This window comes from Parabacteroides sp. ASF519, from assembly GCF_000364265.2.
Classification (GTDB): domain Bacteria; phylum Bacteroidota; class Bacteroidia; order Bacteroidales; family Tannerellaceae; genus Parabacteroides; species Parabacteroides goldsteinii.
In genome coordinates this window covers 5,542,132-5,566,978 of the sequence record NZ_AQFV02000006.1, presented here as the reverse complement: position 1 = coordinate 5,566,978, position 24,847 = coordinate 5,542,132, and the positions used below count along the sequence as shown (strand labels likewise).

Annotated in this window: 17 protein-coding genes and 1 pseudogene; 11 read left to right on the top strand and 7 right to left on the bottom strand. The window is 41.7% G+C overall.

Features of this window, described 5'->3' with window-relative positions; all coding sequences use genetic code 11:
* From C825_RS22310 to C825_RS22295, 4 genes are all read left to right on the top strand, one after another.
* Positions 1-1,905 carry a RagB/SusD family nutrient uptake outer membrane protein gene (locus C825_RS22310; protein ID WP_010800233.1) on the top strand — a complete coding sequence of 635 codons (1,905 nt, stop codon included), beginning with the start codon at positions 1-3 and terminating at the stop codon, positions 1,903-1,905.
* Between the two features lie 29 nt (positions 1,906-1,934).
* Positions 1,935-3,113: a DUF5000 domain-containing lipoprotein gene (locus C825_RS22305; RefSeq protein WP_010800232.1), complete on the top strand. Its 1,179-nt coding sequence runs from the start codon at positions 1,935-1,937 to the stop codon at positions 3,111-3,113.
* A 32-nt stretch (positions 3,114-3,145) separates the two neighbouring features.
* Complete coding sequence (locus C825_RS22300) at positions 3,146-4,267, top strand: DUF4998 domain-containing protein (RefSeq protein WP_010800231.1); 1,122 nt, start codon at positions 3,146-3,148, stop codon at positions 4,265-4,267.
* Positions 4,268-4,488: 221 nt separating this feature from the next.
* Entirely contained in the window at positions 4,489-7,182 is a 2,694-nt protein-coding gene (locus tag C825_RS22295) for a glycoside hydrolase family 2 protein (protein ID WP_228100075.1), read from the top strand.
* Positions 7,183-7,265: 83 nt separating this feature from the next.
* Here the strand turns inward: C825_RS22295 and C825_RS22290 are convergent.
* From C825_RS22290 to C825_RS22265, 6 genes and pseudogenes are all read right to left on the bottom strand, one after another.
* Positions 7,266-8,647, bottom strand: a pseudogene (locus C825_RS22290) (MFS transporter).
* 114 nt (positions 8,648-8,761) lie between these two features.
* Positions 8,762-9,877, bottom strand: a complete 1,116-nt coding sequence (locus tag C825_RS22285) for a glycoside hydrolase family protein (protein WP_010800226.1) — start codon at positions 9,875-9,877, stop codon at positions 8,762-8,764.
* Between the two features lie 18 nt (positions 9,878-9,895).
* Positions 9,896-12,748 (bottom strand): aminomethyl-transferring glycine dehydrogenase, encoded by a 2,853-nt coding sequence (gcvP, locus tag C825_RS22280; RefSeq protein ID WP_010800225.1) that lies wholly within the window; start codon positions 12,746-12,748, stop codon positions 9,896-9,898.
* A 14-nt stretch (positions 12,749-12,762) separates the two neighbouring features.
* A complete protein-coding gene (locus C825_RS22275) occupies positions 12,763-13,401 on the bottom strand; it encodes an MBL fold metallo-hydrolase (protein ID WP_007659412.1) in 639 nt (212 codons plus the stop codon).
* Entirely contained in the window at positions 13,398-14,018 is a 621-nt protein-coding gene (rsmG, locus tag C825_RS22270) for a 16S rRNA (guanine(527)-N(7))-methyltransferase RsmG (protein ID WP_007659413.1), read from the bottom strand. Before rsmG ends, C825_RS22275 begins: the two co-directional genes overlap by 4 nt.
* 9 nt (positions 14,019-14,027) lie before the next feature.
* A complete protein-coding gene (locus C825_RS22265; protein WP_010800224.1) occupies positions 14,028-14,876 on the bottom strand; it encodes a DUF3298 and DUF4163 domain-containing protein in 849 nt (282 codons plus the stop codon).
* A 950-nt stretch (positions 14,877-15,826) separates the two neighbouring features.
* Between C825_RS22265 and C825_RS22260 the strand changes: the two genes are divergently transcribed.
* The 4 genes from C825_RS22260 to C825_RS22245 are packed head-to-tail and all read left to right on the top strand — an operon-like array spanning position 15,827 to position 19,561.
* Positions 15,827-17,053: a quaternary amine ABC transporter ATP-binding protein gene (locus C825_RS22260; protein ID WP_010800223.1), complete on the top strand. Its 1,227-nt coding sequence runs from the start codon at positions 15,827-15,829 to the stop codon at positions 17,051-17,053.
* A complete protein-coding gene (locus C825_RS22255) occupies positions 17,050-17,865 on the top strand; it encodes an ABC transporter permease (protein ID WP_010800222.1) in 816 nt (271 codons plus the stop codon). Before C825_RS22260 ends, C825_RS22255 begins: the two co-directional genes overlap by 4 nt.
* Positions 17,866-17,898: 33 nt before the next feature.
* The gene (locus C825_RS22250) at positions 17,899-18,861 is read left to right on the top strand and encodes a glycine betaine ABC transporter substrate-binding protein (RefSeq protein WP_010800221.1); all 963 of its coding nucleotides are present in this window, start codon (positions 17,899-17,901) and stop codon (positions 18,859-18,861) included.
* On the top strand, positions 18,785-19,561 hold the full coding sequence (locus tag C825_RS22245) for a GDSL-type esterase/lipase family protein (RefSeq protein ID WP_044215251.1): 777 nt from the start codon (positions 18,785-18,787) through the stop codon (positions 19,559-19,561). Before C825_RS22250 ends, C825_RS22245 begins: the two co-directional genes overlap by 77 nt.
* A 492-nt stretch (positions 19,562-20,053) precedes the next feature.
* Here C825_RS22245 and C825_RS22240 read toward each other — a convergent pair whose 3' ends face one another.
* A complete protein-coding gene (locus tag C825_RS22240) occupies positions 20,054-20,536 on the bottom strand; it encodes a ferritin (protein WP_007659422.1) in 483 nt (160 codons plus the stop codon).
* Between the two features lie 154 nt (positions 20,537-20,690).
* On the opposite strand from C825_RS22240, the gene C825_RS22235 reads away from it, so the two are divergent.
* The 3 genes from C825_RS22235 (at position 20,691) to C825_RS22225 (ending at position 24,804) form a co-directional block, all read left to right on the top strand.
* A complete protein-coding gene (locus C825_RS22235) occupies positions 20,691-22,175 on the top strand; it encodes a DUF4153 domain-containing protein (RefSeq protein WP_010800220.1) in 1,485 nt (494 codons plus the stop codon).
* A gap of 158 nt (positions 22,176-22,333) precedes the next feature.
* Positions 22,334-23,554: a sugar MFS transporter gene (locus C825_RS22230; RefSeq protein ID WP_007659426.1), complete on the top strand. Its 1,221-nt coding sequence runs from the start codon at positions 22,334-22,336 to the stop codon at positions 23,552-23,554.
* Positions 23,555-24,249: 695 nt separating this feature from the next.
* A complete protein-coding gene (locus C825_RS22225) occupies positions 24,250-24,804 on the top strand; it encodes a hypothetical protein (protein ID WP_007659429.1) in 555 nt (184 codons plus the stop codon).
* Positions 24,805-24,847: the final 43 nt, after the last annotated feature.

Sequence of the window (24,847 nt, the reverse complement as noted above, 5' to 3'; positions counted from 1 at the left end):
ATGAAATCAATTTATAAATATATCGTATGTGTTTGTACTGCATTGGCTGCAACATCCTGTGATTTTCTGGATGTGGTTCCTGACAATGTGGCTACCGAAGAGCATGCTTTTGCTGATCGCTACACTGTAGAAAAATATCTGGCTTCTTGTTATTGGAGAGTACCAAAGGCTGCGAGTATGAGCGAGAATCCGGGGATTCATGGAGCTATGGAGATGATTTTAAATACTGAGTATAGTGGTGATACTGGTATGAAATTAGGGTTAGGACAAGACAGTCCGACCAGTGCACTTATGAATTATTGGGCAAGTAGTTATTCGCTGTATGCCGGTATTCGTGATTGTAATACTTTTATGATGGGGATAGGTGATGTAAAGGATTTAGATGAATATGAAAAAAAGCGTATGATAGCTGAAGTCAAAATGCTTAAAGCTTATTTTCATTTTTATTTATTGTCTTATTACGGACCTATCTGTCCGTTACGTGAAAGTCCGGCTGTAAACGAATCTACTCAAGCTGTACGTGTTTACCGCGAAAAAGTGGATGATTGTTTTTCGTATGTTCTTGATCTGATGGATGAAGTGATAGAAAGTGAAGCTTTACCGTTGATTCTTTCAAATCCGACAACAGAGTTAGGACGTTTTACGCAGCCGGCAGCTTATATGTTGAAGGCTAAGATACTTTTGTATTGGGCCAGCCCTTTGTTTAATGGAAATACTGACTATAATAGTTTCAGGGATCATAACGGAGAACCATTTTTTAATCAGACTTATGATGCTTCACGTTGGACAACTGCGGCAGAAGCATGTAAAAAAGCTGTAGATATTTGTGAAACTGCAGGAATTCGTTTGTACCGAACTTCTGATTATATATCGGCAAAGAAATTATCAGATCAAACTTTGCAGGTTCAAACACTGAGAGGTGTTATTAGTCACAGATGGAATGCTGAACTAATTTGGAGTAACACGTCTTATCCTGTTGATGGAGGGTTCCAGTCAGACTGTTTTACTTATTTTGAGTCTGCTTTAACTTTGGGTACTAAACAAAGGTTGAGCGTTCCTTTGTCGACTGTTGAATGGTTTTATTCGAAAAATGGGGTTCCCATTGAAGAAGATATAATGTATGATTATACGAACCGTTATAGTCTGCGTACAGGGGATGAAGGAAATCGTTATTATATTCAGAAAGGGGAACAAACTGCAGGATTGAACTTTGACCGTGAACCACGTTTTTATTCAACATTAGGTTTCGATCGTGGTAAATGGTATGGAAATTCTTACAAAAATATACCGGATGATGATGCAGAGTGTCTGTACCCTAAAAATCGTTTTGGAGAATATTCTTCTGCGGCAGATCCTGGAAATTATAATGCAACTGGTTATTGGCCTAAAAAATTGGTTTCAATAAATTCGTCTTATCGTGATGCTAACAGTGTGACCTGGGAGTCATATCCTTTTCCGGATATGCGTTTTGCAGATTTATTGCTGATGTGTGCCGAGGCATTGAACGAATCGAAAAATGTACCTGATGCAGAGGTTTATAAATATATAGATATGGTACGTGAGCGTGCCGGATTGGACGGTGTATTGCAAAGCTGGCGTAAATATTCGAATCATCCGGAAAAACCGACAACAAAAGAAGGTATGCGCGAAATCATTCAGCGTGAACGTAAGATTGAATTAGCCTGCGAAGGAAGTTATTATTGGGATAGTCGCCGTTGGAAAACTGCATTGCAAGAACAAAATCGTTTGATTCAAGGGTGGAACATAAATGCTTCTGATGCGGAAAATTATTATACGGTGACTCCTGTTTATGAACAGTCTTTCTCATTTAAAAATTATTTAGCCCCTATACCTGAATCGGATATTGTAAAGAATCCGCAATTGATTCAGAATCCGGGGTGGTAATTGTTTATTTTTAATAATAGTATAAGTGTATGAAAACGAAATATTTGAGTTTTTTATTGTTACTGTTGGTCTTTTCTTCTTGTTCGGAGAAAGAACTGGCTCCTATTAGTGGCAGTTTAGGTAAGCCGGGAATTGTTACAGATGTTACGGTGGAGCCGTCTGCCGGTGGAGCTACAATTTCTTATAAGATTCCCAATTCGGAAGATTTATTGGCAGTGAAGTGTGTATATACTCTATCAGATGGTAAAGAAAATGAAGTAATGGCATCGTATTATGAAAACAAACTATTAATTCAAGGATACAATGATACTTTAGAACATACTGCAGTGCTTTATGCTGTAAATCGTGCTCAAGAACTGTCTGATCCTGTGGAAGTAAAGTTTTATCCTTTAGAGTCCCCTTTAAGTAAAGCTATAAAAACAGTAAGAATTAAAGCAGATTTTGGAGGTGCTAATTTTAGTTGGGGAAATTCGGACAAGGTTCCTCTAAATGTTGAATTGTTAGGACCTGATTCTTTAGGTCGGATGTCTACATTAAATATTTTGACTAGTGATATTGATAAAAATACGTATAGCGTACGTGGATATGCTCCAGAGTTATCCAAATTCTCAATGATTTTAGGAGATAATTTCAACAATTACTCAGATACGATTTCAGCTGAAGTTACGCCTTTGTTTGAAGAAAAGTTGGATAAGAAAAAAATGCGAGTTATGCGTTTGGATAACGATGCTTCTTTTGCAGAATGGGGATGTTTGGATGTTTATATGATTGATGATGATCCTTTAACTTTTGGACATACCCCTAATAATGCTTTACCGGCAGCTTTGACAATAGATCTGGGTTGTATGGCTAAACTTAGTCGTTTTGTTATGCATCAACGAAAGTTAAATGGTTCTACAAATATTTATTATGATCATGGTAACCCTCAAAGAATGGAAGTGTATACTTGTGATCACGAGCCTGGTAAAGATGGAGATTGGAGTGAATGGGTTAAAATTATGGATTGTGAAATTGTTAAGCCTTCTGGTTCTCCAGGTAATACTGTTACTGATCTTGATAAGGAAATGGCAGATAAAGGACATGAGTTTTCATTTGATTTATCGCAGCCTCCGATGAGATATGTGCGTATACTTCTTACTTCAGCTTGGAAGGGTACTTCTTATGTTTCTCCAGCAGAAATATCTTTTTATGGAGAAAATGAAGAGTAATGATTGGCTCAATGAATTAATAAAGAATGATTATGAAAAGAATATATGGTATAGTTGCATTTGTAGTATCTGTTTTATCTTTCGTTTCTTGCGATGATTTTATGGACGTACATAAAGAATATATTGAAGATGGTGAGATCATTTATGCTCCTAAACCGGATACGATAGGTTTTATTGCAGGTAAAAATCGGATTTTGTTTAACTGTCGTACTTATAATACTCCGAATGTCCGGTCTATTGATGTATATTGGAATGACGGACTTGATTCTCTGATTGTTCCTGTTGAATTGAAGACTGGTTATGATAGTATTTCCATTATATTGGAAAATATGGAAGAAAAGTCTTATACATTTGATGTTCGCACTACAGATAATTTTGGACATAAATCTTTATATCTGACGGATTTTGGAACTTCTTATGGTGAAATTTACCAATCAAGATTGAGTGATCGTCGCATTAAAACTGTATCACTGTCGGATAAGGGAGGTATAGTTACTTGGTATTTTGCCCCGAGTGACCTTGTTTGTAGTGAAATACGGTATACGAAGAATGACGGTTCGCTGTCAGTTACTGAAACTTCTTCAATAAAGGATGTTACTGAGCTTCCGGATATAAAGCCTGGTTCTACTATTGAGTACAGATCTTTGTTTATTCCGGAAGTAGAAGCTATCGATACGTTTGCAACTGCATGGAAAACATTTGAAACTGTTATTCCTGAAGAATATAAGTATGATAGCAGTTCATGGACAGTGTTGTCTGCTTCGGACGAGTCCTCAGATCATGGAGGAAGAATCGCTTTGCTTGATGGAAATTTAAACACTTTCTGGCATTCTGCCTGGGAGGATGAAAGTGCGCCTCTGCCGCACTGGGCAGTAATCGATATGCAATCTCAGAAAAAAATCTCAAGGATCGAAATCTATCGCAGAGCCGGTAATACGGATACGAAGAGCGTGGAATTATATGTTTCTGATCAATCGAACGGAAATGTCGATGGATGGAAAAAAATAGGAAATGCAGTGTTTGTTGATGGTGATAGTCTTTCTATATCAATACCTGAATCGGCAGAACAGGGACGTTATTTGAAATTGTTGCTTCCGGATAGTAATAATGAACCGTCTACAAGTGTTGCCGAGATTTATGTGTATGGAAAATAGATAATAGGTAAAGTTTTTTAGAGTGTTAAGGTTAAGTATCAGGTATGGATTTTAGCTTCGATTTAGCTTAAATCTATACCTGATTTCTTAAGATAGTCCATCTCGGTTAAATATAGTCTATTTTTTATTGAGAGGATTTGATATTTCTTTGTTGCGTGATAATTAAAAACAAGATGAGAAAAACTGTAGTATTATTGTTGTTATGCTTTGTGGCATATTTGATGCAGGCGAAAACAGATTCGCTAAAGATTGATTTGTCCGGTATGTGGCGTTTTCAATTGGATCCTATGGGATTTGGTAAAACCCCCGGATCGGAACTCTATCTGGATAAATTAGTAGAGACTATTGTATTACCCGGATCTACGGATCAGGGAGGGAAAGGTATTAAAAATAATGCTCGCTATGTGGACCGTCTCAGTCGTAAATTCGAGTATCAGGGAGCTGCCTGGTACCAACGTGAAGTTGTTATTCCTGAAGAATGGAAGAATAAAGATATAGTCTTGAATCTGGAACGTTGTCATTGGGAGACGACAGTTTTTGTAGATGAGCAATTGGTTGGTATGGATGAAAGTTTGAGTACACCCAATATTTTCCACTTAACAAAATATTTAACACCGGGAGTGCATACCCTGACCCTTTGTGTGGACAATCGTTTGAAATATCCAATGGATCAATGGAACCACGGAACTGCCGAATACACACAAACAAATTGGAATGGAATAATAGGTGATATATCTATACAGGTCAAAGAAAAGGTTCATATTCGCCGTGTAAATGTGTATCCTGATATAGAGAATAAGTCTGTTTTAGCGAAAGTCGAGTTATCTTCTTTAACTACATTTCAAAAAGGATCATTAGAGTTGCATGTCCGTGAAAAAGGAGGTAAACTTGTTGCAACCCATCAAATTGGGATAGATAGTCTCGTTGCACAAGAGGGCATTGAGCAAACGATCAACTTAGGTAAACAGATAAAGTTATGGGATGAGTTCAATCCTTTTTTGTATGAACTTGAAACAACATTGCATGTAGACGGAAAGCAGGACACCCGGACGATTACGTTTGGTATGCGAAATGTAGAACAAGGTAAGCATCATGTCCGTTTGAACGGTCACGATATCCATTTGCGTGGGGTACTCGACTGTGCAGTGTTTCCTCTGACCGGTTATCCTTCTACCTGTGTGGAAGATTGGAAACGTATATTTTCTACAGTTAAGGAATATGGTATGAATCATGTCCGTTTTCATTCATGGTGTCCTCCCGAAGCGGCATTTATGGCAGGAGATGAATTGGGAATGTATCTGCAAGCCGAACTACCCATGTGGATTAAGGATGTTGGCAAATATCCTGCCAGGCGCGATTTTTTTGAAAAAGAGATGTATGCTATTCTGGATGCCTACGGTAATCATCCTTCTTTTATTTTAATGTGTAATGGTAATGAAAATGAAGGTGATTTTGCTGTTTTGGAAGATTTGGTCAAGAAAGCGCAGACTTATGATAACCGTCGTCTTTATTCTGCATCTACGGCTCGTACTCATACCGCTTCCGATCAATACTATGTGTCACATGTTACTTCCAAAGGATGGATCACTGTTTATGAAGGGACTCCGTCTACCGATTGGGATCGCAACAAAGAGTCAGACATTGATGTACCTGTTATAGCACATGAAACCGGGCAGCGTTGTATGTATCCCAATTTTGATGAGATCAGGAAATATACGGGTGTACTCGAAGCGCGTAATTTTGAAGTGTTTAGAGAAAGGTTAACCAAAAATGGAATGTTACATCAGGCAAATGATTTCTTCAAAGCTACAGGTGCACATACCGTATTACAGTATAAAGAAGTGAATGAATCTTTACTTCGTACCCGTACTTCGGGAGGTTTTCAATTGTTAGGCCTTGCTGATTTTCCGGGGCAAGGGAGTGCTTTTGTAGGAATCCTGGATGCTTTTTGGGAAAGTAAAGGTTTAGTTTCTCCCGAGAAATTTCGTGAGTCATGTGCACCGACTGTTTTGCTGGCCCGTTTACAGAAACGAACTTTTCTTTCAGGTGAACAATTGAAAGTAAAAATGGATATATATCATTTTGGTAAAGATGTTCTTAAAAAGGAAAAGCTAAACTGGAGCCTGATAGATGAAGATGGGAAAATAATAAGCAAAGGCACTTTGGACAATAAAAATATCCAGCCTTATACGGTTGACTCTTTAGGTACGATTGATATTGATTTGGATGGAATAACTCATGCTTGTCAACTAACATTGAAAGCAGGAATGGGAGGAGTAAAAAATGAATGGAATATTTGGGTATATCCGCAACAAACGGAAAAACAAACGAATTTTGTCTATACACGTAAATGGAATGAAGAAACTTTGAAGATGCTTGAAGATGGAAATAATGTATTACTGATTCCGGAAAAGTGCGAAGGTCGTAAAACTCATTTTGCCAGTCATTTTTGGAACCCGATCATGTTTAATTGGAATCCGATGATTGTGGGTACTTTGATTAATGCCCAACATCCGGTTTTTAGGTGTTTTCCCACAAAATCATATGCCGACTGGCAATGGTGGGATATTTTGAATCATGCAACGGCTATGGATTTGACTGCTTTGAATAATATAACTCCTATTATTCAAAGTATAGATTCGTATGAAACAAATCAGAAACTGGGTATTGCTTTCGAGGCAAAGGTTAGAAAAGGTAAGCTGTTCGTTCTTTGTGTAGATCCGGAAAGTGATATAGATAACCGTTTAGCGACGAGGCAATTAATAACTTCGGTTGAAAAATATGTGGCTTCAGATCGTTTTGATCCGAGAGATACTTTGCAATCATATGAAATAGAAGCACTTTTTCCTACAATCTCTATATCAAAAAAGCAGAAAGGATCTCAAACAGCAATTCAGCAATTGCTAAATAAATAGAAAGTAGATAACCTAATAAAAAAGAAGGAAATTATTCTCTGAAAATGAGAAAATATCCTTCTTTTTTGCTCTATACTAGGTTTTTAACAGCGGGTTGCATCCAGTTTCTTTACTACCAGCCCATATATAATCAGAGCAACGGCCGAAACTAGCGCGATCGCCCCGAAATAATACCATATATAATGGGCATGTGCACTGGCGGCTACCCACTCTTCATGTGTGGCGAACAGTGTTGGTTCCGGACAGTATTTGCTTAACAGAAAACCTGATAAGCCGAATCCGAGTATAGATGACAGGAAGGAGTGAAGGTGGCTGAAACCGAGGTATAATCCTTCTTCGCCTTTGGGGGCCTGCAATGAGAAATATTCAAGGAAACGGGGGGAGATAAATGTTTCCGCTAGTCCCTGGAAGACAATCCCGACTACCATCATGAAAGCTACCGGATGCATACCGAGGATAGTTGTGTTGCCATCCAGCATATTTCCCGATGCCATGCAAAGAGCGGAGATCGGCATGATGAACATACCGAATGTCATAGAGGTAAGTGCGGTTTTCTTACGCATTAACTGGGTAACTAAGTTTACGGTCAATACTACAACCAGCGGATTCACGTTGGCATACCAGGAAGGAGAAGCTCCTTCGCCAGCCAAACGTAAAACATATTTAGGCATGGTTGCATACAGCTGGTGCTGAACCATCCAGAAACCGGAAATAATAAAGATCAATATGATCAGGCGACCGTTTGTACAGACTTTGATCAGTGCCGTCCATATTTATCCGAAAGTTTTTCCTTCACCGGAATGTTGGCTGCTTTTATAGAAAAACCAGATCGCAATAAGAGCCAGGAATGTCATTGAAGCGGAAAAATAGTTGAGAGTGATCAACCCCTCGTTCCCTAATGCTTCGCGCAACGGTTTTACAATAGTTTTGCCGGAGAAGGCTCCTATATTTACCATTGCATAGAAAATGGAGAAACCTTTGGCACGGGTTTCGGGAGTTGTTTCTTTGGCTACAGTTCCGGAAATTACACTTTTGATGAATGATCCTCCGATAACGATCAGTATCATGATCGGGATAATTCCATAACGGAGATTACTTTCGAGCAATCCGGTAAATGTTGTTGTTGTCCCGTATTCAACCAGTCCGGCTGACTGGACCAGGTAGGATAAAGCCCCAACCCGGCATAACCGATGGTCAGCAAAGAGAAGGCCAATAGCATGGAATTGCGGAATCCGATCTTATCGGCCAGTGCACCGGCAAAAGTCGGGAGGAAGTAGAGGAATGCGGAGAATGTTCCGGCGATGGTTGCCGCTTGTATGTCGTTGAATCCGAGGATGCGGCTGAGGTAGAGTGTTATTACGATAAATACGCCATAGTAGGCGGCACGTTCAAATAGTTCAACGGTATTGGCTACCCAAAACGCTTTACTGAATTTGATTTTCTCTTTCTTTGTCGTTGTGTTCATGCGATAGTTATTTGTTTTTAGAATTAGAATATGAAATGTAAAAACGCAGGTATATGCAGATGAGAAAATTAGAGCTGCGTATACCTGCGTTTATTTACATCTTGTGTAAGTCTTTTATTTCTTTACAGTGTAAGTTTGATGAATCGCTTTGTCGAAAGCTTTCCAATGTTCGTCGGTCATGTTACCGGGGGTGAACAGGGCAACACCGGCTGCACCGCTTTCCATCGATCCGCGTACTGCTTCTTCTATTTCAGAAGGGATCAGACCGTGTCCTTCCGGATCTTTGATGTTAGCTTTGTTTTGCCAATCGTGGCAGATGAATAAACCACTGAAAACGGGTTTTTCTCCGTTCACAGAGTTTACTTCTTCCTTCGTCACCTCGCCTACCCAGGCAGCGTCTTCCAGGTAGAAGTCGTTGTAGTTCATCGGGAAGAATGCGTCGATATTCCATTTATTCCATTCCTGGCGAACCATCCATTTGGCGTGTGAGTCAGGACCGGGGAATACGGCTGCACTGATCTTTTTACCTTTAGCATGGACTGTATCTGCAATGCGATCTACCAGCTTAGTGATCAGGTCACAACGGAACTGAGCCCATTCTTTGCATTTGGAAGGATCTTCAACAGATTTAATATCGATACCGGTAGCAGTCTTGAAATCGGCTACACATTTGTCGCAATAGCAATAATCGGCAGTCGGATATTCTTCGTTCATAACCAGACCGTATTTTTCCCAAAGACCTTTGGCGAGGATAACGTCTACATAACGGATATAATCCAGATGAACGTAATCTACTTCAGGAATATCGGCTACTTTGCCGTATAGATCGGTCAGGAATTCGGCAGTCCCTTCATGGTTTGGGCAAAGGCATTTGTAATAAGGAACATACGCTTGTACTTCGTAAGCCGGTTCGCCTTTGCGGTTTACAGCATACAGGGTGGAGTCCATGCCTCTCTGTAACATGGCCGGTATCCAAGCATGGTATTCCATACCGTTTGCGTGAGCCACTTTAGCGGCACGCTGGATTTTTTGCAAATCATGTCCGGCGTTGTAGCACATACCATCCAGCCCATGCGATTTCCATTTACTAAAATCGGCTTGTAAGGTCTCTTCGGTTGTATTACCGCCTTCACCTTGCCAGCCGTACACTTTGATTTTTGCTTCCGGTGCTTTGTTGCAAGCCGTTGCCAGAAGGGCAACGGCTGCTAAAGCTAAAAATACTTTTTTCATTCAGATAGTTTGTTGTTATTAAATTTCACAAGCACAGAGTGTCGGGATCAGATTGCGGTCGCCGTAAGCATTATCTACGCGGGCCACATTGATCCAGAATTTACTGTCATGCAACCATTCCAGTGGGAAGGCTGCTTTACTACGAGGATATTCATGCTTCCATTCATCGGCGGTTACTTCATATTCCGGATGAGGAGCATTTTTGAGCACATTATCTTCTTTAGAGGCTTTGCCTTCTTCCACTTCCTTGATTTCTTTCCAGATGCAGTCCATTACTTCGGCAAAACGGTCGAGTTCGGCTTTGCTTTCGCTTTCGGTCGGTTCAACCATTAAAGTTCCGTGTACCGGGAATGAAAGCGTAGGTGCATGATACCCGAAGTCCATCAGACGTTTAGCGATATCACCTTCGTCGATGCCTGAACGTTCTTTTACACCGCGGCATTCCAGAATCAATTCGTGGCCAACCCGTCCTGTGGCTCCGGTATAGACGATTCCGTAAGTGTCTTTAAATTTAGAAGCCAGATAGTTTGCATTCAGGATGGCAGTTTTAGTAACAGTTTCCAGTCCTTCCGTACCAAGCATGCGGATATAAGCATAAGTGATCGGAAGGATACCTGCACTACCATAGGGAGCAGCAGAAACCGTATTCAGATCGCTTCCCCAGGCTACCGGATGAGAGGGTAGGAACGGTACCAGATGTTCGGCAACACAGATCGGACCAACGCCCGGACCACCACCACCGTGAGGTGAAGCAAATGTCTTGTGCAGGTTCAGGTGACAAACATCAGCTCCGATAGTTCCCGGATTGGTCAATCCTACCTGAGCGTTCATATTGGCACCGTCCATATATAACTGTCCGCCACAAGCATGAACAATATCACACATTTCTTTGATGTCTACTTCAAAAATACCGTGGGTAGACGGATAAGTGATCATGCTGGCAGCCAGGTTGTCTTTGTTGGCTTCTGCCTTGGCGCGGAAGTCTTCCAGGTCGATATTACCGTTTTCGTCGCATTTAACAGTAACAGTGGTATAACCGCACTGGATAGCACTGGCCGGATTAGTTCCGTGGGCCGATGCCGGAAGCAATACGATATTTCGATGTCCCTGTCCGATGCTTTCGAGATAAGCGCGGATGACACGAAGTCCGGTATATTCGCCGGCGGCACCTGAGTTCGGTTGTAATGTAACACCTTTGAATCCGGTGATCTCTGCCAGGTAGCAGCACAGGTTTTCAATCAACTCCGTATAGCCTTCTACCTGTTCTTCCGGTGCGTACGGGTGAATATTCATAAATTCAGCACGGCTGAGCGGAAGCATTTCAGATGCAGCGTTCAGTTTCATCGTACATGATCCCAGGGAGATCATCGACTGTGCCAATGATACGTCTTTGCGTCCCAGACGGGTGATATAACGCATCAGCTCGGTTTCCGTATGATATTTTTTGAATACATCTTCCTGAAGGAAGTCGGAAGTACGGGCGAATTTCTGATCGAAATAAGTCTTTTCCGGGATGGCTTCTTCCAGCATATAGTCTTTTCCGGCAGCACCGGCGAAGATATACAACAATACGCCTATATCGGTAGACTGTGTTGTTTCGTCAATACTGATGCCTACCTGGCCACCTTCGAAGTAGCGAAGGTTCACTTTGCATTCCAAAGCGATTTCACGCAGTGCATTTACAGAAACATGAGCCGGCAATTCGATCTTCAACGTATCGAAGTAATCCTTGTTCAGTTGTCTGTAACCTAATTTTTCAAGTTCGGCTGCCAGGAATCCGGCCGAAGCGTGGATGCGTCCGGCAATGTTGCGCAGACCTTCTGCTCCGTGATATACGGCATAGAAACCAGCCATTGTTGCCAGTAAAGCCTGTGCGGTACAGATATTTGAAGTTGCTTTTTCACGTTTGATATGCTGTTCGCGTGTCTGCAAAGCCAAGCGGTAAGCCGGATGTCCGTAAGCATCTTTCGAGATACCGATGATACGTCCCGGAATAGCACGTTTGTATTCGTCTTTTGTTGCAAAATAAGCAGCAGAAGGACCACCGTAGAACATCGGAATACCGAAGCGCTGGCTGCTACCGAATACTACGTCTGCTCCCCATTCGCCCGGAGGAGTCAGTAATACGAGACTCATCAGGTCGGCTGCTACGGCTACACGGGTTTCGTTGGCGTTCGCTTTTGCAATGAATTCTTTATAATCTTCAATCGAACCATCTGCATTCGGGAATTGTACGATAGCTCCGAATACATCCGGTGTAAAGGCGAATGTCTTATAATTTCCTATTACCACGTTGATACCTTGTGGAATCATGCGTGTTTTGATTACGGCTAAAGTTGATTCAAATACATTCTCATCAACAAATAGTGTATTGGCTCCGGCTTTTGCCTGTGCACGGCTCCGGCTTCCGTAGAACATGGTTGCAGCTTCGGCAGCAGCAGTCGCTTCATCCAACAAAGAACAGTTGGTTAGCGGTAGAGCGGTCAGCTCACTGATTACAGTCTGGAAGTTCAACAGTGCTTCCAGGCGTCCCTGCGATACCTCAGCCTGATATGGTGTGTATGAGGTGTACCAAACCGGATTTTCGAAGACATTACGCTGGATAGGAGCAGGACAGATAGTATCATACCACCCCATTCCGATGTATGACGTAAAAACTTCATTCTTGGATGCCAGTTCGGCGATATGTTCTGCAAACTCCCGCTCAGTCATTGGCTCCGGAAGATTCAGAGGTTCTTTCAGACGAATATTGGCCGGGATTGTCTGGTCAATCAGTTCGTCAACCGATTTAACACCGATAGCTTCAAGCATAGCCGGGATATCTTCCTCTGCAATGCCGACGTGGCGGTTTACAAATTTATTTGTGTCCATAGTATTTAATGTGTTTATAAATAAGGATTGTTTAATTTTTCGTCGATAACTCTTGTTTCCGGTCCGTGTCCGGGATAAATAACCGTTTCATCCGGCAATGACAGCAATTTGTCGTTGATGGCGGCGATCAGTACTTCCTGATTACCACCCCATAAGTCCGTACGGCCGATGCTTCCTGCAAACAGCGCGTCTCCAACAATGGCAAAACCGTTCTTTTTATTGTAGAAAGCCACGCTGCCGGGAGAATGTCCGGGAACTGTCAGGACCAATAATTCCGAATGTCCGAATTTGACCACTTCATTGCCGACCAGCTGTTTCTGTACCGGGATTTCTTGGAAATGTCCCGGTAGTCCGAATGCCTGTGCCTGTTTGTCGGGTGCAGGGAGTTGTTCCACGTCGAGCCGGTGTGCCTGCGGGGATAAACCATACGTTTTATATATAAACGGATTCCCGAAGATATGGTCCAGGTGTAAATGCGTACAAAGCAGATGTTTCACTGTCAGCTTATTCTCTGTAATGAAATCGCTCAACTCTTTTTCTTCCGACGGGCGAAGACAACCGCAGTCGATGATGACAGCTTCTTTGGTGTCATCATACAACACGAATGTGTTTTCCTGGAAATAATTGAATTCAAAAGCCTTTATTGTAATCATAACGGTACGTATACTACTTTTTTAGTTTGAAAAAATTCTTCTTTGAAGTGATCGCCCAGTTCAACAACGATTGCCTGTTTCTGAAAAGCCTGTATTTCGTGTTGCAACTCACCGCCTTTCAGACATATCAATCCGTTGGGCAATGCGTTCTGCTGTTCTTTCTTTACATTTTTGCGGGATATTTTGACCAGGTCTCCCAATGGCATGACTGCCCGGCTGACAACAAAATCGAAAAGCTGTTTTTCCTCTTCTGCCCGGCAGTGACGGAATGTTACGTTCTTCAAACCGATAGCTTCCGCCACGGCTTGTCCGACCTTGATCTTTTTTCCGATACTGTCAACCAGATGGAATTGTACTTCCGGAAAGAATATAGCCAACGGAATACCGGGAAATCCTCCGCCGGTACCGATATCCATAACAGATGAACCATCCTTAAACTTCATCATTTTTGTTAACCCCAGCGAATGAAGGACATGATGAGGATAAAGATTCTCGATATCTTTGCGTGATATCACGTTGATCTTTGAATTCCAGTCAGTATATAAATCGTACAGAGCTTCGTATTGTGCAAGTTGCGTTTCGTTCAGCTCCGGAAAATAAGTTTTTATCAGTTCCATAGATTATGTTTAAAATGCCAGATGTGCAATCGGACTTTCTTTTTTGAGCAGATATTGTATTTCTTCGTAAGGAAGATGTACATTCGTTGCACCGACTACATAGGCGGCTATCTCATATTCGTTAAATGTATAGGTAATACCATTGTCGTCAATCAGGAAATTGCCGTTCGGGAAAATCTCGTCGATACTGAAGAACCCTATATTCTCCAGTTCTTTCGGATTTTCCACGGTATTTTGTTTGGCAATCCGGTCTATAAGGATTTGTGCCAGGTCTTCCTGAAAACCTTCGATAAAGATGTCGTCTTCCTTGATCAGGTTACCTGTTTTCATATCTATGACATGATTCGTAAAAGAATGGGCGCCATGAGCACCACCTGTGTAATTTTCAAAGTTGACAGTGTAACTTAGGATGTCATTTTTATTGTAGGCTATATCATCGGACGACATTTCAAAATAGGAGAACCATGCTCCGACCGGAGTTTCGTCGGCTTTTGCTACTTCTGCTTTATATTCGTCTTCCAAATCTTTGTAGTTGTTCAGGTAATCTTCGGTATATTTGGCAGTCGCTTCTTCGGGGGATAAGTTTTCGTAACCATCTCCGAAGTAAGAATACACAAATTGCTGTTGTATCTTTTTCAGGATATCTTTATTGTCGTATTTTGCCGGATAGGTGAAGTTTATCTGAAGATTACAATTCGGATTTTCCGGATTTTCCAGGAGGTGATATGTTTTGTCCACACTGATCGAATCGAATGTCACATCGTTATCCGTCGTCTTTTTTGTCCCGATGTTACAACCGCTGACAAATACACTTATGAGAAAGAGAACTACAAGCTTTTGGCATAATTGCGTCTTCATTGTGATACAGATTTAATTTTATACTTTAAAATGCAAATGTACATGTTTCTCTCCGAATTACCGAATTAGTTTACCGGTTGTTTTAGGTAATCCTATTCTTTTTACCGGTAGTAATCTGTTTTTGGCGTCCTCAAAAACATTTATGAGGCCCTCGAAAACAAAATACTTACTGATCAAATAACAATGGTTACATGTATTTCTATTGCATACATGTATATTTTTAGATGAAAAATTGATTATTTAAATCTTCTGTGTATCTTTGTTCCGCACATGAAATGCAAGGTGTTGCTTCATGAGCATTTTATAAGTTAGACATAAGCGTTTTTTTATATTATTTGACATCGAAATCTCGACAATTTCACCCAACAAGTAATAGTACTGTAAATGCAAATGTTCTTTTCTGTTTATACACAATGAGATAATTGTAAAGTTGTTCGTGTATATAGATAAGAGCGTGGTACTGTTATACATATTGTTGGGGGGCCTGTCGAGAGCCTCAATGTCTATATATTGACAGTATCCACGCTTCTTTGATTTTTCCAGGCTACAGTTTATAAACTTTTTTTCTCCGGTATTCTGCGGAGCGGCATTTGACGGAAGTTTCTTCTTACAAAAATATATGATATTTTTCAGATGTAATTCATCTTATTGATTTTCACTGAACTTTAGAAGTTTTTTAGAGAAATGGCGAAAGCCGTTTTATTGTCCGGTAATATTTGTCCGACACGAGATGTTTTTAGCCTTAAATGAACTAAATCAAGGTTTACTTGTTGTAATAATGTAACGGTACTGATTCCGTTTACCACCAGGGTGTAAAAATTAGCATATAAAGTTTATTGTCAAAAAGTTATTCCTGATTCATTATGTGCGTCCGGGTACCAGATTGTACTTGTCTGAAAAAGCAGATCCGGACTATAACCACCGGGCATGAAATCAAAATAATTAGATATATGACGAAGATAGAAATAAAAAACTTATCTATCCTTTTCGGTTCTGAGAAGAACAGGGCGAAAAAGATGATACTGAAAGGTAAAAGTAAACAGGAGATTTTGAAAGAAACCGGATGTACAGTCGCAGTCCGTAACGCAAACCTGGAAATTGAAGAAGGGGAGATGTTCGTTATCATGGGATTGTCCGGTAGTGGAAAGTCTACTTTGTTGCGTTGCATAAACCGGCTGAATGAACCGACAATGGGAGAGATCCGTGTGAACGGGATCGACATAACACGTTCGTCTGATAAGGAATTATTACAGATACGCCGGAAAGAACTGGCAATGGTTTTTCAGCATTTCGGGTTATTACCTCACCGTACGGTATTAAGTAATGTTTCGTTCGGTCTGGAATTGCAAAGTGTTCCTAAAGAAGAGCGGGAGAAGAAAGCACAGGAGAGTATCGAACTGGTCGGTCTGAAAGGTTACGAAAATCAGCGGGTCGATGAACTGTCCGGTGGTATGCAGCAACGTGTCGGCCTGGCCCGTGCACTGGCTAATAATCCGGAAGTCCTTTTGATGGATGAGGCTTTTTCTGCATTGGATCCGTTGATCCGTGAACAGATGCAGGATGAATTACTTCTTTTGCAGGAGAAGATGAAGAGGACGATTATTTTTATTACGCATGACCTGGACGAGGCGATTAAGCTGGGCGACCGTATTGCCATCATGAAAGATGGCGAAGTCGTGCAGGTCGGTACTCCGGAAGAGATACTGACTGATCCGGCGAATGCTTACGTAACACGTTTTACAGAAAGTGTGGATCGGGGACGCATCGTAACAGCTTCATCGATAATGCTTAAACAACCGATCGTTGTAAGGATTAAAAGAGACGGTCCGGAAGCGATCTTTCGTAAAATGCGTGAAAGACGATTGTATGCACTGCCTGTTATCGGGAATGACGATCAGTTTATCGGTGAGATACAATATAAAGATGTATTGAAATTGCGGAAAGAGGGAAGCAAGGATGTCAGTTCTATCGTACAGACAGAAGTACCTTCTGTCCTTGAAAATACTACGGTGGAAGATATGCTTCCTTTACTTCCGAAAGTGCGGCAGGCTTTACCTGTTGTCAATGAGGAAAATCGGTTGGTGGGTGTTGTCTCTCCTTCCGCTATCATCATTGAGATGACCGGGAAAGATCAGAAAGAAATAGAAGAAATAATTCAAAACGCAATAGATTTATGATTAATATCGGGAAATATATAGAAATCGTCATCAACTGGATGACGGAACACTGGGCACATTTTTTTGATGTCATCAATAATATTATCGGTGGTTTCATCGAGACCTTTCAGCATGGATTGTTATGGATACCTTTTTACATTATGATTCCGGCTTTAGCGGTACTGGCCTGGTATAAAGCCGGTAAAGGGACAGCTGTGCTTACGTTGCTGGGACTTTTCCTGATCTACGGGATGGGATTCTGGGAACAAACGATGCAGACCGTAGCATTGGTTTTATCGTCTACCGTAATTGCCCTCATCCTGGGTGTCCCGCTTGGGATATGGACGGCTCAAAACCGCATTGCCGCCAAAATAATTCGTCCGGTTATGGACCTGATGCAGACAATGCCGGCTTTTGTTTACCTGATCCCGGCTGTCTTGTTCTTCGGGCTGGGACCTGTGCCGGGTGCTTTTGCCACGGTGATATTTGCCATGCCGCCGGTTGTCCGTTTGACGGATTTAGGAATACGGCAGGTTCCGGAGGATATCGTTGAGGCGACACGCTCATTCGGAGCGACTTCCCGCCAGCTACTTTTCAAAGTACAGCTGCCGTTGGCGTTGCCGACGATTATGACGGGAGTGAATCAAACGATTATGATGGCATTGTCTATGGTGGTGATTGCCGCAATGATCTCTGCCGGAGGTTTGGGGGAGATCGTATTGAAAGGTATTACCCAGATGAAGATCGGTCTCGGATTTGAAGGCGGTATTGCCGTTGTGATTCTGGCCATTGTACTGGATCGTATAACTCAGGGGTTTGTTCGTAAGAAATAAACCTGCGTGATTAACTGTAAAAAGAAAAATTGTATGAGAAGATTATTTATACTTATCAACCTGATCCTGCTCCTGGCTGTGCTCATGTTCCTTGCCGGTTGCAGTCGTGCCAAAGACCCGAAGGAGATTTCGATCGGCTATGTGAACTGGTCGGAAGGCATCGCCATGAGTTACCTGGCAAAGGCAATGCTGGAGGAACAGGGATATAGAGTGACTTTGAAGAATGCCGATATCGCTCCGATCTTTACCTCCGTCGCTGCCGGTAAAGTCGATCTGTTTCTGGATGCGTGGCTTCCGGATACGCATGTCGACTATATGAAAAAATATGGCGACCGTCTGGAAACGATTGGTGTTCCGTTTGAAAATGCCCGTTTAGGACTGGCTGTTCCGTCTTATGTAACGATCAATACGATAGAAGAACTGAATGCGCACAAAGAACGTTTCAAAAATGAAATTATCGGAATCGATATCGGTGCCAGTCTGATGAACCTGACGGAAAAGGCTGTTGATGAATACGGATTACAACTGGCTTTGATGCCTTCCAGCGGGCCTACCATGACGGCGTTCCTGCAAAAATCGGTTGAACATAATGACTGGATTGTCGTGACAGGCTGGACGCCTCACTGGATGTTTTCCCGTTATGACCTGAAATTTCTGGAAGACAGTAAAGGTGTGTTCGGTAATGCAGAACATATCGAAGCCGTTGCTACTAAAGGCTTTTCCGAAACTCACCCTTACGTTGCGGCTTTCTTTAAAAACTTCAGGTTTACCAATGAGCAGCTGAGCGAACTGATGGATATAATGGAAGAGTATCCTTTACGTGAATCGGAGGGAGCAAAAGTTTGGCTGCAAAAACATCCCGAAATAGTTGATTTATTTTTACCTTCGCAAACGAATAAACTAACTCAGCTAAACGAATATGAAACAGATCGCGAAAATAGCCTGCCTGTTGTTGGGACTGGCGATAAGCAGTCCTTTTATGAAGGCGGAAAGTAAAAAGAATATGAACATCGTATTTATAGGAAACAGTATTACCCAGGGAGCGTTAATCGCTACTCCGTCACATGACGCTCCTCCTGTAAAAGCCGCTTTATACTTGACAAAGCAACCGTCGGTCGCTTCTGTCAAATACTCCAATCAGGGAGTAAGCGGCTGTACGACTACCGATTATCTGCCGACAACGGAAACACTTTTCCCCAAGGCAAAGGAGGCTGCCGATAAGTTTGCGGACGAGACTTGGGCGACCCTTGTCTTTTCCATTATGTTGGGGACGAACGATAGCGCGATTACAGGTCCGAACGGTGCACCGGCCTCTCCTGAAAAATATGAAGAAAACATGAAAGCTATTATCAACCAGTTACTAGCGTTGTATCCCAGTTGTAAAATCGTTTTACATCGTCCGGTATGGTACAGTCCGAATACATATAACGGCGCCATGTATCTGAAAGAAGGTTTAAACCGTCTACAAAGTTATTATCCGGTATTGCAATCGTTGGTCGAAGAGTATGCCAAACGTTTTCCCGGCCAGGTGTTTATGGGAGATACGGAGGCATTCGACTATTTCAAGGCCAATTACCTCACGGATTTAATACCGGAAGAAGGTAATGCCGGTACGTTCTATCTCCATCCGAACGAAAAAGGGGCAGCCGTATTGGGGGAATATTGGGGAAAGGCGATAATGAAGGTAGTAGAGTAAATATAGAAATAATTGAACCTACTTTTCCCTTGATGGAAAAGTAGTCAAAAGATCAAGGCTTAACCGGCTTCACTGCTTCGGTGAAAGACTCCGCTGAAAAATCCGAAACTCGCTTCGCTCAGACAACGGATTTTTTTAACCGCTTCGTCTTCCCCCTTCGCGGACGTTCATCCGCTTAGGCCTTTCCTAGGAAGCTGTGCTTCCTCTTAAGATGGCCGATACCGGTACTTATAGAACAAAAACTTTTGGATTTAACAGGTAGTATCGGCAATCTTAGGAGAACGCAAAGCGTTCTATGAAAGGCCTCATCTGGTGAGCGTTAAACGAAGCATCCGCAGTGAGCGCCCAGAGGCTGTGCTGTTTGAGTGCAGCGAGTTCACAGACGACAGCGAACGTAGGAGGCTGAGTAGCGAAGCGGATGCAGCCTTGAACTTTTGGTTACTTTTCTTTCAAGAGAAAAGTAACATTCAAACCTGATAATATCTGAACCAATTATCTCTTACCCAAATGATGATCCATGATTGCCACATGATGTTCACCGTAGAGTTTTAGTTTTTCAACGATGTTTTTGGCGGTTGCTTCTTCTTCTACCTGTTCACGTACAAAACCCCAAAGGAAATCTTGTGTCGCCTTGTCGTTTTCTGCATGTGCGATGTCTACCAGTTTGTCGATCAACTCGGAAACGTGAACCTCATGCTGGTATACATGTTCGAATACTTCCAGCGGTGTGCCGAAAGCTGTCGGAACAACATTGATCTGTTCCAGTTTCACCTGTCCGCCACGTTTTACAGAATAATCAATCATTTTATAGGCATGCTCGAGTTCCTCTTCCGATTGTTTTTTCATCCAATGGGCGCAACCGTCCAAACCTATTTGAGCAAAATGAATGTACATGGACAGATAGAGATTGGAAGACCACATCTCTGCCAGTATCTGTTCGTTCAGAGCATCGGATAATTTTCTACTTAAAGTCATAGCTGTATGTTTTATATTACGTTTATTGATTTTATTAATAAAACAAACAGTTATGGGATTTGTTCTAATATGTGTTTATTTATTTCGTCTCTCATCGCTTTTATGTAATAAGAAGTTCTTATCTTCGTTTCTATCTAATAAACGTTGAATCAATATGAAAAAGAAAATAGAGGTTCTCATAAACAGGTTGAAACTGGCTGTCAGGAAACATCCGGTGGAAGTTGTGTTGTCAGTCGTTTTCAGTCTGGCAGGATGTGTCTATTTCGAGTATGCATTCGGATATTCTTTTCTGGCGGCGCCGCTGGCTTATTTTCCGGTCCTGTTCCTGATAACCTATATATTGAACGGACTGACCGTACAACACAAACTACGGCCGTTGTATTTCTTATCGGCTTTCTTTTTTATTCCTTTTTTGTGGCTGGATAAGGATGAGATATGGCAACCGACCTATCTGGTTTCATTGATTGTAGTGCAACTTCTCTATCTGGTTAGCGGCTGGAAACGTGATAATGATGAGTTTGTACGTGTCGGGTTGCGTTATGTGAAGTCTTTGTTGTCTGCCGGATTACTGGCGGGGATTGCTTATTTGCTGGCAATTTCGATCTATACATCCATACAATACATCTTTGAGATATGGGAAAACAGTTACAGGAGTTTCTATACCGACTCGGCTTACCTTCTGTTTATGTGTGGGATGCCTTTGTTGTTCCTCATGTTCAATCAAGAAAGGGAAGAAAAGGAGGAGAGCCGTAACCGGCTGTTTGAAGTGCTGCTGAATTATGTGCTTTCGCCGGCTTTGCTGATCTATGCGGTCATTCTGTATCTTTATTTTATTAAGGTAGCGGTTCTCTGGTCGTTGCCGAAAGGGGCGGTGGCTTATATCGTTGTCAGTTTTGTTTCTGTCACTTTTATTCTGAAAGGTTGCCAGGTCTTTCTGACGAAGAGGTATTATGATTGGTTTTATAAACAGGCCAGTTTTGCCGTATTGCCCGCTTTGGTGATGTATTGGGTGGGTGCTTGTTATCGTATCAACGAGTACGGATTTACAGAGCCGCGTGTGTATCTGGTGGTAGTCGGGTTGATACTGACTTGTCTGGCCGTTTTATTCTTTACCAAACAGTACGGCCGTTATCTGTATGCTTCCTGCCTGGCGATCGTCTTCTTGTCGGTGGTTACTTATATACCCGGAATCACGGCAAAAGATATTGAACGGATTTCGCAAACCGGACGGGATAACTACCCTCCGGAAGATAAGAGATATGACTATCAGGCTTATCTTGAGATTGATAACGGGGAGCCGGTGGATATTTCGGGTTATCAGTTTTTAATGCCGGTTGCCGGATATAAAAATCCCGATAAAATGTGGACAACGACAGAGCGGGATACTTTTTATCTATTCAACCATAAAGGAGATACTATCTACCAGGAGAGCTTGACGACATTCTGGAACAACCAGCTGGCAAAAGCCGGGTTGACTCCTTATGATTCTGTTCCTGAAAAGATGTTCCCTGTTTTACTTGAGTTCGATATGGATTCGGCAAAGTTGGTTTTTAATACGATCAATTTATACCGTAACGCTCCGGACTCTGCTTACCGGATTTCCTACTTTAATCCGAATTATTATCTGAAAAAGAAATAACCGGTCAAGACCTCCAATATCTGCGAGGTCCTGATTATACATAGTTTATTGGCAGAAAAGAATTACCTTTGCAATCTGTTAAGTCATTTCCGGCGCCATATCCGCGGAGAAATGGCAATTGATGGACATATTTCAATTACCCGAATCAAAAGAATCTGATGGAAAAGAAAAACAAACAAAGCTTATTTGCTGCCCCCAATGGAAAATCATATCTCGTTCCATTCATACTTATCACCAGCCTGTTCCTGTTGTGGGGATTTGCGCATGGTTTACTGGACGTACTGAACAAACATTTCCAGGGCGCTTTCACGATGACGAAGGCAGAGAGCGGCCTGGTGCAGTTTTCCACTTATATCGCTTATTTCCTGATGGCGTTGCCTGCCGGAATGTTTATGAAACGTTACGGTTATAAGAAAGGTATTATTCTGGGATTGTTACTTTTTGCTGCCGGGGCTTTCGCTTTTATCCCTGCTGCCTTTTTGCATTCTGCGACTCCTTTTCTGGTCGCTTTATTTATCATTGCCTGCGGGTTGTGTATTCTTGAGACGGCAGCCAATCCTTATTCGACTATTCTGGGACCGACGGAGTCGGGTGCGCAGCGTCTGAATTTGTCGCAATCGTTTAACGGGTTGGGCTGGATACTTGGTCCGCTGGTTGGTGGGGCTTTAATCTTCGGAGGTGCGCAGGATGACCCGTTTACCCTGACGAAACCTTATATTCTTGTGGGCGGTATCGTTTTATTGGTAGCTATCCTTTTCTTTTTCACTCGTTTGCCGGAGATAAAGGTAGAGGAACAGGAGGAAAATAGACTTGATACAAAACTCCCCGCCACTTCGATGTGGAGGCATGGGCAGTTTGTACGGGCGGTGATTGCCCAGTTCTGTTATTGTGCGGCGCAAACCGGTATCTTTAGTTTCTTTATTAATTATGTCACGGAACTCGACCCGCAGATGACGAATATCGAAGCCTCGCGGATACTTGCGTTTGGCGGGATGGCTTTATTCATGATTGGCCGCCTTTCCGGAAGTTTTACGATGAAATGGATGGCTCCGGGAAAATTGCTGACCTGGTTTGCTTTGGCTGATGCCATCTGCATGGCGTTGGTAATTGTTTCTGCCGGAACGATATCTTTGTATGCGTTGTATATTTCATTCTTCTTTATGTCCATCATGTTTCCGACAATCTTTGCGTTAGGTCTGGAAGGGATGGGCGCTTATACCAAAAAGGCATCTTCCTATATCGTGATGGGAGTGGCTGGTGGCGCTTTCAGTCCGATGCTGATGGGATATATCGGGGAAAACAATATGGCAATCGGATTCTTTGTGCCGTTGATTGCATTTCTGTATATTCTGTATTTTGCAATAAGATGTAAGAAGTAGAATTATCTTTAATTCTACTATCATACTATCACTGGTTGATATAAATATCTGATTATAAGCATTCTAATCTATGATGGTAGGTGCTTTTAACTATCATTTATCTATCATGCAACCATCATTTTAACTCTATTTTAACTAAGCAGCCATCTTTTTGACCTTAAAAAGATGACTGCCCGGTTACATGCTGTCTCTCATAATTCGTTAGTCTACTACTTTTTTATCCCAAAACAATGACTTAATTTCACCCGAATACAGACTTTTTGTTGCCGGGATGCCCATCTTACCCTGTTTTACACCCCCATCTTGACGATGCGAACACCCGGGTGTCGAAGGTGTCAAGACCCGGGTGTCAAGCAATATATGTTACTATGTTGTTGATTTTTAGCTATATATTTATCCAAAAGAAGACGTTTCCTATCTTACTTTTTAAGCGGGTATGATAGTTGCATGATAGATATATGATAGTTAAAAGCACTTACTGTCATAAGATAGGGTGTTGATAATTATGTATTTATATCAAATAATGATAGTATGATAGTAGATGATAAATATTTAATGATAAATAATATTAGGGGGGAGTCTTTTTTATATTTTATTATCACTGCCTCATACAATAATTTATTGATTATCACTCACGCAATATGAAACAAAGGCTGGCGTTTAATGGATAGAAGTATTTAAAATGTGAGAATGATATGAGAAATCGAATGTTTGTGTTTTATCTATTATTGATGTTGACCTTGATGTCGTGTTCTAAGACTGAGATTGGTTTTAACGGTCAGGTTTATTTGTATTTGTCGGAGCCGGAAGTGAACCGGTATCCTGTAGAGAAAGGGGACAGTATCGTAGTGAAGGGATTTAATAGCTGGACTATCGGGGATGAACATAAAGGTATGCTGCCTGATAGTGTTGTGAAGGATTCGGGATACGATAAATCTTATGTTTATTATATCTGCGCGGTTACTGCCGAATTTAAGATGAATGAGGAGGATTTTATTATTATGTATGCTGATCAAAATACTAAATTGGGATATTCTTTTCCGGATATGGGTTATATTGGGGTTTCCAATACTGTAAAAGATTATGACAGTCTTGATGATTCATTTGTCATGAACACTTATCTAATCTATATTTCCCAGGAAAAGGATGGTAAAAAGATGGATATCTGGTATCCGTGTTCCCCTTTCGATTTGGAGTGGCATTGTTTTTCCTTTAAAGATATAGATGTAAAATCAAAAGAGGATAAATAGTTTGTTTTACGAATGAAAAGACTAGTATTTAATATTAAATTAA

Bases quoted from the DNA above. Each gene is read 5' to 3' on its own strand.
- C825_RS22310 (WP_010800233.1), top strand. From the start codon at position 1: ATGAAATCAATTTATAAATATATCGTATGTGTTTGTACTGCATTGGCT.
- C825_RS22305 (WP_010800232.1), top strand. From the start codon at position 1,935: ATGAAAACGAAATATTTGAGTTTTTTATTGTTACTGTTGGTCTTTTCT.
- C825_RS22300 (WP_010800231.1), top strand. From the start codon at position 3,146: ATGAAAAGAATATATGGTATAGTTGCATTTGTAGTATCTGTTTTATCT.
- C825_RS22295 (WP_228100075.1), top strand. From the start codon at position 4,489: ATGCAGGCGAAAACAGATTCGCTAAAGATTGATTTGTCCGGTATGTGG.
- C825_RS22285 (WP_010800226.1), bottom strand. From the start codon at position 9,877: ATGAAAAAAGTATTTTTAGCTTTAGCAGCCGTTGCCCTTCTGGCAACG.
- gcvP (WP_010800225.1), bottom strand. From the start codon at position 12,748: ATGGACACAAATAAATTTGTAAACCGCCACGTCGGCATTGCAGAGGAA.
- C825_RS22275 (WP_007659412.1), bottom strand. From the start codon at position 13,401: ATGATTACAATAAAGGCTTTTGAATTCAATTATTTCCAGGAAAACACA.
- rsmG (WP_007659413.1), bottom strand. From the start codon at position 14,018: ATGGAACTGATAAAAACTTATTTTCCGGAGCTGAACGAAACGCAACTT.
- C825_RS22265 (WP_010800224.1), bottom strand. From the start codon at position 14,876: ATGAAGACGCAATTATGCCAAAAGCTTGTAGTTCTCTTTCTCATAAGT.
- C825_RS22260 (WP_010800223.1), top strand. From the start codon at position 15,827: ATGACGAAGATAGAAATAAAAAACTTATCTATCCTTTTCGGTTCTGAG.
- C825_RS22255 (WP_010800222.1), top strand. From the start codon at position 17,050: ATGATTAATATCGGGAAATATATAGAAATCGTCATCAACTGGATGACG.
- C825_RS22250 (WP_010800221.1), top strand. From the start codon at position 17,899: ATGAGAAGATTATTTATACTTATCAACCTGATCCTGCTCCTGGCTGTG.
- C825_RS22245 (WP_044215251.1), top strand. From the start codon at position 18,785: ATGAAACAGATCGCGAAAATAGCCTGCCTGTTGTTGGGACTGGCGATA.
- C825_RS22240 (WP_007659422.1), bottom strand. From the start codon at position 20,536: ATGACTTTAAGTAGAAAATTATCCGATGCTCTGAACGAACAGATACTG.
- C825_RS22235 (WP_010800220.1), top strand. From the start codon at position 20,691: ATGAAAAAGAAAATAGAGGTTCTCATAAACAGGTTGAAACTGGCTGTC.
- C825_RS22230 (WP_007659426.1), top strand. From the start codon at position 22,334: ATGGAAAAGAAAAACAAACAAAGCTTATTTGCTGCCCCCAATGGAAAA.
- C825_RS22225 (WP_007659429.1), top strand. From the start codon at position 24,250: ATGAGAAATCGAATGTTTGTGTTTTATCTATTATTGATGTTGACCTTG.